Source organism: Paenibacillus sp. Negev47, assembly GCF_058313655.1.
Genome location: NZ_CM177754.1, coordinates 2,856,231 through 2,872,277 on the forward strand (window position 1 = coordinate 2,856,231; position 16,047 = coordinate 2,872,277).

Below are 16,047 nucleotides of genomic sequence, written 5' to 3' on the forward strand. Positions count from 1 at the left end.
GGCACCCCAAGAATTTCATTGGTTAAACCATGGGTTTATTCAATGTCTGTTCTAAAGGGTGCACTTCAATATGAGTCCGGGCTTTTGCCTATCGGTTTATTTTATTTTTCGTTGACCCGGGCAACTGCAAACGGTTCGTTCAGCGCTTGCAGAGCTGCGGCCATATCTTCTGCCAAAAGTCTGCCACCGGCCGAAATAGAATATTGGAATTCATAGAAGCCGCCCAAGGTGGCCTTAAAATTCGTTTCCCAGTAATTCGTCATCAGCCAGGCATAGGCTCCTGGTTGAGCATCGGGCGCTTGCTGGGTGTGTACCTTTCGGAGTCCGTAATCCAGCGTCCCCCATTGCACAAGCGGCGTGTCCGGGACAGCAAGCAGTAGGCTGCGGTCGTTATCCTGCCAGGCAATGCCCGACTGCACAGAGGAATAATCCAGGCAGGTTCCCGGAATCTGATCTTTCCACGGGCGAACCAACCCTCCCGGCTTGTCAGCAAACAGGGTAACCGGCCCCGTGCCTCCCGAGGTGAAAGGTAAAGCCAGATATACGTTTTCTGGATTCCAAACGCTCTCTTTATGCAACCGTACCGAAATATCCAACCGGTTTTGCCGAGCATAGACCCGCAGGAATAATGAGAAATAGGCGATGCCCGTTAGCTGATAGCCTAGCTCAACCGTAGCGAATAGCGGTCCATTATCCACTGCGCGGACAGAGACGAGCTGACCAACCGAACGATCCACGTTCAGGCCTTTACGGTTGCGACCCATTCTTGAACGGATGCTCCACACCTGGGAAGCATCCGCCGGATTCGTCACCTCATAGATGGGTGTGAAAGCACCATACGAATCATCCGGCTTGAGCAGTTCACGGCCAGTCTCCTTATCGATCCACGAGAAAATACCTCGATCTACCGACCATGTCAAGTGTATAAAAGGCGACTCCAGCCCGTTTTGAAAAACGGTGATAGGCGCCTGCAGGCTGCTCTGCGTCAACGAATACATATCCTCCATGTCGTACACCTGATCGGCACCGATCAGCTTGGAGTTGGAGGTTGACGTTAAGCAAGATTGATCCTGCTGCGCTACCAGAAGCGGGCGCAGAATCAGTATGCAATTCTCCATACTTTGAAGCTTAAGTTCCACTATACACGTCTGCGGGTGAGTTGACTGCTGGATCAGTACTTCTCCCGTGTCCTCCCGGATCACCTCTACTCCGTTCAACAGTTCATCCGGCTCCCATCCTTCGAGATTCAACTGAACCAACTCGGTTACCTCCCGCTCCGACAGGTTCGTGACTTTGAAGCGGTAAGGCCGCCCTGGGTACAAGGTGGCAGCATTATCGGCCAGCAGCGCCTGATCCAGCGCGCGGTAAGCAAGCCTGCTTGCCTCTGCGGCGTGTGCCGCCTTGCGAACCTCAAGCAGCTGCACATTTTTGTGCCAAGGTTCATACACAGAGGAATGATAACCCCAGGTGTGCTCGGCATAGAGAGCAAGCGACTGCTCCACAGCCTCAATGTCCTGGAGACTGACGCTTTTTTGTTCAGGATCGAGCTTTTCCACCTTACGGAGCGTACGCTGCGCGTCCCGATAAATCTGGGTATGCATCGGCGTGGAGCTAACGCCGTCCGTCCACCAGTCGGGCCAATCTCCTTTATGAACAGGCAGTCCGTCTGTCCCTTCCTCCTTCAGCCGGGCAAAAAAACCGCTCAAGGTGATCATCTCCACGGATACCACCTCTCCGCTTCGTCGATTCCACGCCTCGATCCATTCTATGATTGCACTGTTGGGAGATCCGTTATCCGTAGGCAGCCCGGACAGCATCACCGGTACGAAATCATACGGATACCGCTCCGCCTCAAGCTGAGCCAAGTAGCGGTGGATGCGAGTATTGGCGATTGGATCGTGAATATGTGCCGGCTCCATCCGTCTGTGGCCAAATTCATCACGAATCATGTATTTGCCAAGCGCACCGGGGCATAAGCCAAGTTCGTTGCCAAGCATGTAGTGATCTCCATTCCAGACCAGCAGGCGTTCCCCGCTTGGGGCCTCCCACCAGAAGGGAGACTGCTTGCGTCCCAGCGCATACATACCGTGATGGGTATGTATACAGCTGAATAAATGCCGGATCCCATTATCCAGCAGGCTGTCGGCATATCCCCAACTGTAGCCGTTGATATCCGCCGTCATCGCGCTGTCTATTTGGTAACCGATAGAGTCGGCATAACGCTGTGCCTTGCCGTGTATTTTGTTCAACAACGGCATGTCGGGCAGTTCGGTCATATTCAGATAAGTACCGGATAACTCAATATCACCGCGCCGCACGGCGTCGGCAAATGCAGCTTTCTCCTCATCCCCGGCTTGCTTCAAAAATTGTTCCACAGCCCAGAATGTCTCACAGGTCCAGCGGAATCCTTTCCATTCGGGTTTTATTCCATTATGGGCCTCATTAACAATATGCAGCGCCTGACGGATAAAATCGACATGATATTGCTCAATCTTTTCCTGTCGATCAGTATAACCAAGGTCGGTATGGGAATGGTGAATGACGTATATTTTCCATTTCCGATCAAGCGTAGGGAGAACTGCCTGTTTGATTTGTCGTTCGAGCGTCATATTTATTTTTCTCCTTCATTCGTGGAATAGGTACCGCTTACAAGTTGGGAAATCCCATGAAACACATGCTCCTGCATTTGTTTCTCATAATGCAAAGGAACCTTCTCGGGCAACAGTGCTTCTGAAAGTGCGCGACCAAACAATTCATGGGTGCCGGCAATTTGTCCGCCCAGGATCAGACGTGCGGGGTGAAACGCTGCCACGTACGGACGCAGCATTTCCCCGAGCAGCTGTCCGTAAAGCTGCCATACACGGATGGCGGAGGAGACTCCCTGTCTGGCCTCCATGGCCAGACGGTACACGTCTTCTCCGTCCCTTCTGGCACCAAGGCGGTCCGCCAAGGCCAGAATTCCTCGAGCTCCAAACAGATCATCGGCGGTTTCTCCCTTGAATCGCTCAGCATATAACATGCCTGAGTCGGGAATGCCCCATTTTCCACTGACAATTGACCTGCTCTCAATAAAAGCCGAGCCGAGGCCCGTTCCTAGCGTAAGGCACAGCAACCTCTCTTGAGGAAAAAGCCTGCTGATTCCCAGGGCGAACAAGGCAGCATCATTGCCAAACCGAATATCTGCGGCAGCCAGCCGGGAAATCCATGCGGGAGAGGTGCTTTCCGTCGCAAGCTTCATTAATTTATACCGCAGCAGCGTTTTTAAATTCAGATCGTAGAGTTGCTCGTATTTATTCAATCCCCGGATATGGGAAATGCCTGTTTCGTATTCAAAGGGACCGGGGATAGCAAAGCCGATATGAAAGTTGAGAAAGCTGGCCGCTTCCGCGGTCTCTTTATCGGAATCACCCCGCTCCATGTAGGCGACGTAGGCAGCGGCAAGTTCCTGAATCACGGCTGCCAGATTAGCGGTGATTTCGTAGGGGCTGCCATCGGAGTGCGACGGCCTTGTGACATAGAGCTCGGGCAATAGATGCCCCCCTCTTAGAACGCCAGCCTTCAAAAAAGTTCCCCCAGCATCAATAGCGATGGTGACGTCGTTATTCATCCGCGTTCACCGGATTCCAGTGATGAGGAAGCAGGGGGATGTTCCAACCTGGTGAAACCCGTGCCCGAATCAGGGTGCACGGCAGGTCGCCCAGCGACTCAAGGCGAAAACCGCCGACTGAAGCGGGAACGATATACGCTTCTGCGTACCCCCACTCCACGGCCGCTGCCTCGTTATCAAGCGGAGTAAGCCGCACACGGTTGCCTTCTACGAGGTTAAACATGAGAAACTCTCCACCCGTATCGTCGATCCACTCTCCGTCCAGCTTCAATCTTTTCACCTGAAAAAGCAGATCCTCCCGCTCACCCAGCAGCTCTTCGCTGCTGGCTCCCTGGATTCGGCATTCCTTTGGGACGGCTACCAAATGTTTATGAACATAATGGGTGTCAAATTGCTCCAGTATGTTCGGTCTGGCATGATCGCTGTTAATCGGCCGCGGCCGCCCGTCTCGATCGAGCCGCAAATGGTCATAAATTTTGAAGGTAAACCACCAGGTTGTCGAAGAGATCTCCAGTACCAGATTATTTTTACTCAAAAAATGAACAGCTCCCGGCGGGATCAGGAATAGATCACCCTTATTCGCATCCAAGATGTTCACATATTCATCGACCTTCAGCGGTTCTCCTGAGGCATGTGCGGATTCAACCGCCTGAATAAGTTCCTCCCCGGTTGTTCCTTCGGTGAAGCCCAGCGCCACAAAAGGTTGGGGGCCTTCCTTTTGCTCCATAATGTAATAGGATTCCTGCTGCGTCATCGTTTCATTGAAGGTCTGCTCGATGTAAGTCTGCTCTGGGTGAACCTGCAAAGACAGATGATCCCCGTCTATCGTATCGAGATAATCAAACCGGATTGGAAAATAGTCGCCAAACAGTCGAACATTGCGCTCTCCCAAAATTGCTACCGGATGAGCGGATAGCAGAAGCGGAAAGGGAAGCTCCAATATAAAATCCCGATATCCAATTAAAAGGGTATTTTCCGGCGCGACAGGTTCAAAACCCCAAGCGCAGTTATCCCATCCCCGGGGCAGGCCGCATAACGCTTTCAAATATTGTCCGCCCCAAATTCCCGGCACAAAAAACGGCTTTACTCGAAAAGGCTGTCTGGCTGCAGAAGCCAAAAGTCGTTGAAGCATGGAGACGGTGACCAAAACCGGCTGTTCCCGATTGTTCATATCCATATAGTAGTCAAAATTGTATAAGCGGCGTTTCCGATATGTCTCCCAGACGGGCCATTCCAAAAACAAGGCCTGTTTGTAGGTTTCGATCATATCCTCGCATGGTCCCAATCCCAGGGAACCCATCCCCTGCCGGTGCAGGTTCTGTTGAGTCTCTCTGGATAAGTCGCAAAAAAGAGAAACGTTAGCCGACTCCGCTGCTGTTGATAGGAAGCCGGCACCGGGCCCGAAGGTCACAACGATGGGGGCCGACTGATCACTATTTGGCAGGTGGGGCTCTGCATTATCGGCGTAACCATAAAGCTGCAGCTGATACTCCATATCGCTGAGCCAAGCCGCCTGTGCGTTTGGCCTGAAATAATCCTCAACGGTTACGTCCGATGCCACAACGCCAAAAGCACGATTATCGGTCAGATAAGGGTGAAACTGCTTCAGCAGATCTGCTGAAGGCTTCAAATAATCAGTGCTGTCTATTTCAATTAAAACCCTGTTCTCCCGGCGGCAGCGCGACCGGAGCCTTTCCATACATTCGCTGAACGGGGCACCGTGTGTACCGTCAATGATCATATAAACGGGACGCAAACCGCTCCGGGCACCGTCGGACCAAATTTGCTCAAGCCATTCTTCATACCCATTCCAGATACCGGGCTTGGTCTCGTGATCTGGCCGAAGACGGATGAAATTGACGGGGTCGGCGTTAAAGGTCAAGGGGGTTATTCGTGGCATGCCTGCACCTCCAGCTCTCTATCGATTTATGTCATTATTGTATAGGGAGTTGGAGGGGCTGTCTTTGAACGATCAAGCTCTGTTTTTGTACAATCAGGACATCTTAGGAGGGTAGTGCAATTGGCCGGAACGGCCTTCGGCAAACTGAATGCGGCGGAATTTGGCCGGGGAAACGCCAAGCTCGCGTGTGAAAATCCGGGTAAAATAGTGCACGGACTGGAACCCGCACTGGATGGCAATATCTTTGATTGGAGTCTGTTCATTTAACAGGATCCAGGCGGCATGTTGCACACGCCGTTCCTGGATATAGTGAACGAAGGATTGCCCCAGGTTTTCCTGAAACAGCCGGGTTAGGTGGCGGGACGAAATGTGAAGGTGCTTTGACACCGTCACAAGCGTAAGCTCATTGTTCATATTATCATCAATATACCGTTTAGCCTGGCGGAATAATGTATTGGTTTCCGCTGGTTGTTCCGCTGTGTCGGCCGAATCTGCTGGTGCAGGAGCGTGCAAATCCGCTATGGATAACAGCAGAGAAGCCGAGATTTGCTTCACAGCAAGAGAAAGCGTTGCCCCCGGCAAGTCAAAAGAAGCAATAAGAGCCTGCCATAAATGGCCGGTCGGCGTAATGTCTGCTTGCGGGACTACGTTCTGTCCAAGCTCGGCAAGACGTCGGAAGGATTCGGCATAATAAGCATCTGTGGGGACTTCATCTAGCTCAAAAGCAACGTAACAAAGCGTCAGACCTGTCTGGCTGCGGATTTGATGCCATTCGCCTGGAAGAGATAGAAACGCTGTACCTTTATTTAAAGCATACTGCCGATTTTGTTCAAAGTAGCTTCCTTCCCCGTCTACCACATAACAGGCCTCGAAGAAGGAATGACGGTGAAGGGCATTGTCGAAATGGTCGGGCATGAATCCCCAATATAAAACGGACACTGAAAGCCCCGCCTGTTCCACTTTCGTAATATAACGGTTGCAAATGTGATTGGCCCGGCGAAAACTCGATTCGATAGTCATAGCCCTCTTCCCCCTTCAAGCTCTCATTATACGTTTGCACAGCAAAAAGGCAAACCAGAAGTAAACTGTACCCTATGTAAAGGACATTTCTAAAAAAAACTATACGGCTTCAAGAAGATGATCTCTGTATTGTACAGGGGTCATCCTTTTTAGGTTCCACTGGTATCTATAGTGATTATAGTAGGTCATATAGGATTTAACTTCTCGTTTGACTTCGTCTAACGTGGCATAGCTCTTTAAGGAAGTTTCGTCCTTAAAATGACCAAAAAACGACTCCTGTGGTGCGTTATCCCAACAATTTCCTCGTCTGGACATGGATTGCCCAAGCCCCATCCGTTTCACTTTCTTCTGAAAATCCGGATGAGTGTAGTGCGTACCTTGATCGGAATGAATGAAGGCATCATGACTCTTCTTGAATTTGCGATTTTTCTGTAAGTGGAGCAACGTGTTTGTCGCCAGATCCATCGTCATTCGCTCCGACACATGATAAGCCAAAATTTCATTGGTGGAACTATCCTTGATGGTGGATAGATAGGCGCGTTTCCCTTGGCCGTAACTTAAGTATGTAATATCTGTTAGAAGTACTTTGCCCGGGATGCCTTGTTTGAAGTTGCGTTGTAACAGGTTAGGCATAGTTCGATGTTCATGGGTTGCCTTCATCATTCGTTTGTAGGGATTAGTTCGTCGATGAGGACATACAATATCGTATTTTTTCATGATTCTTCGGATGCGCTTGAGATTCCAGATGATCTGAAATTGTCCTTGCAGCGTCATCTTAATGGAGCGAGCGCCCTTGTTACGTTTCTTAAACTGGAAGGCTTGACGGATGTACACACCTATTTCCTCATCAACCTGTTCCTTCTTCGTGCGGCTGTGAATGGCTGAAGTGCTCCAGTATCGGTAATATCCGCTTTTGGAGACCCCGGCAGTCTCACACAGAACACTTACCATTCGCTGAAGATGGTATTTCTCAATCACGGTTCGGATTAACCTGTATCGAAGACCAGGCGTTAGTTTTACTCGTGGTTCCACCCCCGTTCGGCCAGGCGAATCTTTTTTAAGAGTTCATTCTCTGCTTGGAGCAGGTGAATCTGTGCTTCGAGTTTCGCGTTCTTTTCTGCCAAGGTTAACTCTCGTTTTAGAGACTCTCCTGAATGTTTGCCTCGTGTATCTTGTAAGCCTAGAGCCCCTTGCTCGTTGTAACTAGCTCTCCATCGGTCAGCTGCGGCTTTGACCCGAGTCATTCCAATGATCTGAACGTCAAATCCACAAGTCTCAAAGATCTCTCTAGGCAGCCTTCCTTGCTGATTTAATGTAATAAAGAGTTGTTTGAACTCGTCCGTATAAGTGATTCCCTTGGTCGAAACAGACTTCACATAGGGATTTGTAGCAAATTGCTCTACTTCGCGTGTTGTAAATGTTTTCTTACTCATTAATCGTTCTCCGTCCTCGTCTCGTTCATGGTATATAACAAAAGTACCCCATAGAGAGACTTTTTTAAAGTGTCTACTCTATAGGGTACAGTTTACTAGAAGAATAGGCCTTTTTATACGTATATTTAGTTACTCACAAAAGCGGCTTTTCTTGTTACTAATTAAATCTTGAACGTTGTTTACTTGATCCACATCTAAAGGTTGCTGAAATTGTGGCTCTAAGTCCAGAGTGATCAAGCACAGCGCAAAAAAGACGAGCCATCGGCTCGCCTTCATGCTTCTTATCACATTACTTGAGATTGAAAGATTCCTATCTTCTCTACCTTATTTGGACAATCCATGGGCTTTTCGGACGAGTGAGAAATATTCATCAGCCTTGACGATCTGGTATTCTGGCCCAAGAGATTCCGTGATAGCTAAAACATCCGATGGTGTCATACTCCACGCGTTGATCCCAATCGAAATAAACTTTGCAGATTTGCCATCCCAGTCTTTCTTTGCATCAGTCAATACCTTTTTTCCGTCCTGAACAGTGGAGATGCCTCGCATCATAGATACCGGAAGGCTCCCATTGATGATTTTAATATCGTCTTTATCTTCCCCTGCCAAGAAAAGACCTTTGAGTTTATAATTTTTCTCATACGCAGCTGCTGTTGACTCGCTGAGCGGAATGTCTTTTCCAAGTTCCCGATTCAGCACATAAGGGTATGACATGTCGGTTTTCTTAAGATACGAATAGGATTGTTTCAAGTATTCCGTAAATGTCTCCTTCGGCCAGACGTGCGGATTGAAGTAGCTCGCTCCAGATGGTCCTGCGACAAGCAGATCATTTTCCGTCGCAGTTGAACGGTAATAATTTAGAACGGCAGGAGCTGCATCATACAGCAGCGGACTTGAGGTCCAGTTAATGGGTACTTTGCCCCGAGCGGGATCAGCCCATAAGTTACGCATATGATTCAGGTCGTATTGCATATTGTCGCCTTCGCCAAAGGTATAGGTCACGTAAATTTTATTCTCGAGCTTAGGATCAACTCGTTTAGGTGTCGGTTCTTGTTTCACTTTTGTTCCTGAAAATACGGTCATGTTATGAAACCAGTCAGAAGGTATAACATAGACACTATGACGAGACGTTAGTTCGAGGCCAGCGACCTCCCCCTCAAAATCATTGTCGAACCATCCCATATATGGTGTCCCCGGCTCTACGTCGGATAGAATCTTCTCGAAAAGCGCCTTTTCCTCAGGCACACTTGTTGACAGCCAGAAGACCATTGCTTTGTTTGCTACGGCATAATCACGTAGAAAACCATAAGGTTCCTTCTCCTCAGATGAAAGTGGTTTAATGCTGCTCGCTGATACTTTATACTGGTTCCACATGTCAATAGATACTGTTAATTGCTTCGTATTGGCTGCAGGTTTAAATTCGTATACAAAGTAATTGCCGTGATCTACGAAGCGGTGGTCGCTTCCAGGTAAAAATTTGGAGTTATGTCTGTCATAGAGAAACGTTTCTTCCTCTGGGGTACCCGTTTTAAAATCTGAGATGACCTGTCCATCTGCCTTCACAGTCACTTGATGAACGGCTGGCCCCCAGCCATCCTGAGAAAAGGCATCTTCGAAGCGGAGATAGACAGCCTCTTTTCCCAAATAGGAAGACAAATCATATTCAAATGTTTTCCGATTACTTCCATCACGTACTTGTTCCTTTTCGATAGCAATCGTTTCGAATGATTCAAAATTTCCTGGCGGCATTGGGATGGATGTGCCCGGACTCAATCCGACCAACATTCTTTGAGTCGTTTGGCTCCAAAGATTCTCATATTGCCAATTGTACGCGTCCATACGATTCTTGAATTTGCCTTGTAAGTCTTCAAGTACCGACAGGTTATATGGTGCAGCAGTTAATTGTTGTGCAAGTTCGGGACTGGCGACAACAGCATTCTTTAGTCCAGCAAGTGTAGTTGCCACATTAATTGAATCGGGTAAATTTGGATCATATACAATAATGCCTTTAATCTCTTTTGCATATTTCTTGAAAACATCCATAGCGTTGTCATATTGCTTATATGGAACCTTTAAGTCCTTCAGCCAAGGGTCAACTTTATTCTGTAGCACATAAACTCGTGGTTTTTCCCGATTCACAACTCCTGAAAGAGTTGTCAAAAGCAATTTGATATCCCCCTGTGCCTCATACACATTGGCAACATCCAGGTGTTCAACTTTACCGAAGTTTGGAAGCGCTTGATTTTTAGGCCATTTCAAAGAATCCACATGCTTTGAATCATTAGAAGCAGCAAATGCGCTAACCGAGAACACTGTTGTGCAGACAAGGGTAATACACAAAACCGCTAACTTACGAATCATAATTGTCATTTCTCCTTTTAATGTGATGTGAAATGTGAAGTCATGTGGTGCCATGTGCAGTAATGGGACAAACAGCGTTCTCTTCTTATACACTCCTTCCTCGGTAAATAATTCATTTCATTTATATATTAAATATATAATATATGATTTTCAATGACTTCGACAAAGGTTCCTTAAATTCGACATTTTATAACAATTCAATTAACCTTTTTAATTGTACGACACCGCATTTTTATGTTTACAGCTTAAATACCGCCTTTTTTAATCGGTTTATTTAGATCCTATATAAGTATATTAAATATATATTATAAGGCGATATAGTTATAAACAAATAAAGAATGACCGGACCTTTTAAAGACCAGTCATTCTTATCATAAAAGTTGGAGTATAATCCCTATCCTTGCGCTCGCCGTACCAACCTCACCTGTCCATTTATCCCTGAAGGCAGTGCTAATTTTCCATATAAATTCTCTAGTGTATTTGCTGCATGAATGTTAATTATATTATTTCCTTCTTGTACATATGGCGTTATGTTCCATTGGTAAGGCGGCCATAACCGGATGCCAGCTTCCATATCATTCACATATAAACATGCCGTCTCCCTTATATCTTCAGCTACCAGCCATAATTCATCATTTGCAGTTAAGCTGACATCTGTCAGATCCACATGTTGCGAGTAGGATCCTGTGCCCGAATAATAAGGATAGCCGGTAGAATCCCAACATCCAACCATATTTTCCACATCGGTAGTTAACGTAGTATGATCTTCTATTGCGAATGGACCAATCAGAAATGCCGGGAATGAAATAGCCGGCATTGGTTCCAGTAAAGAAACCGTCAGAATCTCCAGCTCATTCTCGCCAACCAACAAATGTGGTGTGATATATACACTGTCATAATAAGCGTCCTGCCAAGAAGTTGGTTTCAACGCTTCCTGGCGTATACCATTGACGAAGATTTCAAGATTCCTTCTACGTGACAGAAAGCCGATATGTGATGGAATCTTCTGCTCTACATCATCTAGAATCAACTCAATCTTGGCCGATTTTTTTCCTGACTCATCGACATGACCCGAATTGCTCTGTGATTGTACAATCTCGATCAATTCTTGCGTCATCATAAACGTAGTGCGATACGTATTCACTTGTCCAGGCATCGTGGCGTTCATCTTGGACTGTCGGTCATTCAACGTTACATGCCATTGATCTAGCAGAAGCACATTGGGGTCGACAGTTTTGAACTGCCACTTCTCATCAAGAACTACCACATCCGTAGAAGTTCGCTCTCCATTGTTCATTTGTTTTTGCGGAAAGGACGGACCTTCATGAAGTCTTACCGATAGTACTCGCAGCTCTCCCGGCACAAATAAAAGAACCGCTTCACAGTCTAACCGACGCACTCCCCCGCTCTCCAAGTCCCATTCTTCCAAGTCATCCTTACTTTCTATTGGATCAAGCTTAATGGTCACTGGCTGCTCCGACCAATTCATAATCCACACATACACCAGATCTCCGATCTTGCGTTCCACCCTAATCAGATCTTCAGACTGCCCTTTTATCAGGTTCCAGAGAATTGCTGGTGATTCTCTTAACAAATCACTTAATAGAGCACAAAATGCTTCAAGTCGATCCCCAGCTTGATCGCCTTCATGAGCAGAGTCTTCCATGGAATAGAACATGCTGTACCCCTTGCCAACAGCATGTAATTTCCCATGCCGACGATCGGAGCTGAATAACTCATTCATATACTTTAGCAACTCTGGATCTTGCCGAAGGGCCTCGCTATGCTGTGGAGTCGTTCCTACTGCAATTAGAGTGCCTCCTTGCTTGACAAAGGAAACGAGTCTAGCTGCGATGTCTCCTGACATGACCTCAATCTCTGGCATAATCAAAATCGAATATACATTCTCATTGTCGCCAAATCGATACCCTTCTCCATCCAGGAGGGTGGCATCGCGAAGCTGACATTCATCTACATAGTCATAATCGATGGACCCGCGCAGCATGCGATCCGACAGGAGCGAGAACAGCACATCTGAAGAAGGATGCATATTCGACTCACCAGATGCGAACATATTTTGGTACACCGTATGAATAGGCGATAACAGGAGTACCTCTGGCGTTCGTTTACCGCGTGCACTTAGCAGACTCAATCGACCAATATAATCGGCAAAAGCTCTATAATGCGGCCAATGCGGTGCATGTTTGAATTCCGTCGGAGGGAAATCGGTCTTACGATACCCCGCAAACGAATAATAAAACGCATGCGGAATAAACAGATTCACACCTAAGAAAGCCATGAAATTAGCATCGAGTCGCCTCTGACGCATGGAATAGCCGTGACCGCTTGCGCCAAAAGATTCACAAATCACTCGTTTCTTCCTATCCAGCTGTGCTACAGAAGCCGCTGTCTTAACGGACACGATGCGATGCGGATTCTCCTTTGTACCGATTCCGGGAGTTAGATAATCCACGCCTGCGTAGTGGAACTGCTGCAATACACGGGTCTGATTGCCTTGAGACCTAGCCTGTCCCCAGACCGGCTCCTCCAGCGTATGACCGATATACAGCAGTCCATGCCGCTCACACCATGTACGAATCGCAGCATGATAGCCCTCAACATACCAGCGCGTAATCGTATCATAATATTGCTGTTTCGTTGACCGGCTGCCATCTGCCATGTTGTATAACAATGCGCCCAACCGCGGGATAAGATCATACCCATTCTCATGTTGATACCGCTTTGCCATCTCATGTGTCCATGCGAAGACCATGCCCGGCAATGTAGCACCCACATCATCAACAACCGTTCGGATCGCTTCCACCCCGGAGAAACCATCATGAATCATGAGCCCTGGCTCGTCGGTAAATACCCCTTGAATTGTGGAGCCGAAATATGTCTGCAATGGCAGAAACGGTTCATAAGACATTTGGATGAAGGTCTGAACAGCTTCCGGATTCAATGTATCGAGATAGTACCCTTTGGCAAACGTGATTCCTTCAGCGATCTCACAGGACCAACAGGCCAGCACGATATAAGTATCCTCCGTATCCGACTTCCAATCCTGCCCCCATAAATGTGTGATATCTTCCGGTTCATCATAGAGCAGCCACTCCCCATCATGGTGGACGGAACGATAAGCCAGAATGGCGATAAGCTCATTGTGATCATAAGAGGCAAAGTCCAGCTTCAATCCTTCCTGCTCAGGACCTCGCGAATATCTTTTTCCCTCCATTCTCAAGTAACGCATGCGATATTCCGGATGCTCACGTGTTAACTTACCGCCTAGAGTTCCGCTCGGCCAATTATCCTCATCGTACAGCCAGACGACCATATTGCGTTTCTCGCACTCTGTAGTACAGAACTCCAACACTTCCATAAATTCTGGCGACAGGTATGGGGTTTGCATACCATGACGCGCATGCAGGACAACCCCACCGACTCCCGCTTCAAACATCGATTGAATCTGGCTCTGGAGTTCCGGCTTCTCAAGTTCATGATTCAGAAACCAAAAAGGCTGTGGGCGATACGTTGCATCCGGGTTTTCGAATTGCTGCTTTAGCTGTATTAGGTCCGTACCAACTTCTTCGATGATGTTATTCACATTCATCACCTGCCTTCACACGAGTTTGCCTGTAGAATCTTGCATGAGTAATTGAATGAAGAAGCCCCCGACAACGGAACGATTCTGGAAATTCATCTGCTTACTGGTGATGGTGTCATACCAATCCGTTACCGGAACACGAGCCGAGGTTTCATTCATGAAATCCCATAGAGGTGAGATCAATGACTCGAACTGTGCTTGTGTTGAACTCATGGAGGCACACCATACCAGCCAATCCGATTTGGTATACGTTTCACGGCTATCCAGCGGCAGGCCATAGCGATTTTGTTTATGCATGTAGTATTCAAGCTCTTTAGCAGCGACTTCTTTTGGGAACAGGTGTAAGTCGAGCAGATGGTCCCACACCAGATTGTATTTCATGCTCCATGAATCGGCTGGACTGTCAAAAGTCAGCTTATAGTGATCCCCGGCATCTGCCATGGTCATCCATTCATTCGCCATTTTCCGAGCGGCTTCAAGGTAAGCGGCTCCTTCCTGCAAACCGAGCTTGTCACACATGTACGAATAAGCAGCAATGCCTAATATAGCCTTAATAGATAGATTTGTATTGTGTGCCAAATGTCCGGCGAAGTCATCGGTGCACAGCTGGTTTGCAGGGTCGAGTCCATTCTGAAGCAGATACCCCGCCCATTTCGTAAGAGGCTCCCAGTGTTCACGGGCAAAATCGATATCCCCCTCATACTTGCTCACCGCAGCAGCCATCAAGAGCATATTTCCGCATTCCTCAATCGGCATCTGGTCTTCCAACTTGTTTTCACCATATACCTGACCGTTGGCTTTCGGATAAGTTCCTACGTCGTGAGGCGCAAAATCAAATGTCCAATCACGGCTCATGGCATACTTATAAATCGGACGCATCATGCCCTTGATTAGTTCCGGGTTATATTTCAGGAACAATGGAATCGACGGGTAACTGACATCCACTGTAGCAATACATCCATTACTGAAGTTCTCTTTGGAGAAAAATAAAACATCTCCCGCCTCATCGGCAACCAATTTATGCGCGGCAATCGCCTGTCTGTACGTAAGTGCCAGAATATCCCGGTACTTCTCACCGCCTACGCCTTGGCTCTCTGTCGTGAGCTCACGATTAAAGCTGTCGCATCGTTGCTGGATCTCTTCATATTGATCAGCTGCCATCAACAGCATTTCATGAAACGTCAATCCATTTCTTTTCCAATAAGCATTCAGTGGTTTATGAAAGTATTCAATCGCAAGAACATCGTCATACGCAAGCATAAGATACTCGGATACGGGTTCTTCCTGTATTACACCCAGATCGATCTCTGCTGCCATGACCGACATGTTATCGGAAACAGCTCTCGGCTGGTGCTGATCATCCTCTGTCGGCAATTGACTGGTCCGTACATACTGCTCTCGACTGGTCACGGAATGTATCACCGTCTGGATACGAGGAGTCTGAGGAACAGCCAGAACCATATATCCCCAATCGATTCGTGTATCATCACCAGCAAGCTGCAATACGGGCTGTTCGACTGTACCCATGGACATCGCATCCCATTGTCCCTCGATCACGTGACGTTCCCAGATCACTTGCTGATCCGGTGTATGTACACACCATTCGCCTGTGACATCGAAGTAAATCTTGACTTGATGGGATTTCCCATCGATAGATTTTGCTTGAAAAGTCACATACGTCACAGGTCGGGATAACAGATCAAGATCATCCAACAATAAAGGTGTGTTGAACCGGACCTGAAGTTCAATCCCTTCCCCTTGAAAGGTATATCGAGTCGTTACTGGCTCCACCGTCAGATCGGTTTGAACGAGTGCCTCCGGCTCCTGAAATTCAGATTGATCCCCCAATGCCACTTTCCCCATAAATCGTCTGGCCTTACCATCAATGATCACAAGCCCAACCATGCCATTCGTTTTGTTCGTCCAATGTCGGGTATGATCTTCATATAGATGATCTGCAGCGGACCATACACTAAAATAAGGATCTACGGTTACAAGAGGTACAGATGGAGGTCTGAAATTTGTCGTCATATGAATACAACTCCTTAAAGTAAAGTCAATATCAAGAATAACGAATTCCATGGGTATACGCTCATAGTAAGGATGTGTCCTCACGCTCAAG

General features: G+C 47.6%; 8 protein-coding genes. All 8 read right to left on the minus strand.

What is annotated here, in order from left to right; genetic code table 11:
* Positions 1–101: 101 nt before the first annotated feature.
* Positions 102–2,609, minus strand: a complete 2,508-nt coding sequence (locus AC4G47_RS13125; RefSeq protein ID WP_491106285.1) for a glycoside hydrolase family 38 N-terminal domain-containing protein — start codon at positions 2,607–2,609, stop codon at positions 102–104.
* Between the two features lie 2 nt (positions 2,610–2,611).
* Positions 2,612–3,607: an ROK family protein gene (locus AC4G47_RS13130; protein WP_491106286.1), complete on the minus strand. Its 996-nt coding sequence runs from the start codon at positions 3,605–3,607 to the stop codon at positions 2,612–2,614.
* A complete protein-coding gene (locus AC4G47_RS13135; RefSeq protein ID WP_491106287.1) occupies positions 3,600–5,507 on the minus strand; it encodes a class I mannose-6-phosphate isomerase in 1,908 nt (635 codons plus the stop codon). Before AC4G47_RS13135 ends, AC4G47_RS13130 begins: the two co-directional genes overlap by 8 nt.
* Before the next feature lie 93 nt (positions 5,508–5,600).
* Positions 5,601–6,527: an AraC family transcriptional regulator gene (locus AC4G47_RS13140; RefSeq protein WP_491106288.1), complete on the minus strand. Its 927-nt coding sequence runs from the start codon at positions 6,525–6,527 to the stop codon at positions 5,601–5,603.
* A 99-nt stretch (positions 6,528–6,626) separates the two neighbouring features.
* Positions 6,627–7,960 (minus strand): IS3 family transposase gene (locus AC4G47_RS13145; RefSeq protein ID WP_491104448.1). Its coding sequence is split into 2 segments (ribosomal slippage): positions 6,627–7,558 and positions 7,558–7,960, totalling 1,335 coding nucleotides; the frame shifts between segments, so codons are not numbered across the junction.
* Between the two features lie 324 nt (positions 7,961–8,284).
* Entirely contained in the window at positions 8,285–10,321 is a 2,037-nt protein-coding gene (locus AC4G47_RS13150; RefSeq protein ID WP_491106289.1) for a GxGYxYP domain-containing protein, read from the minus strand.
* A 394-nt stretch (positions 10,322–10,715) separates the two neighbouring features.
* Positions 10,716–13,931, minus strand: a complete 3,216-nt coding sequence (locus AC4G47_RS13155) for a glycosyl hydrolase (protein WP_491106290.1) — start codon at positions 13,929–13,931, stop codon at positions 10,716–10,718.
* Between the two features lie 9 nt (positions 13,932–13,940).
* Complete coding sequence (locus tag AC4G47_RS13160) at positions 13,941–15,956, minus strand: glutaminase family protein (RefSeq protein ID WP_491106291.1); 2,016 nt, start codon at positions 15,954–15,956, stop codon at positions 13,941–13,943.
* Positions 15,957–16,047: the final 91 nt, after the last annotated feature.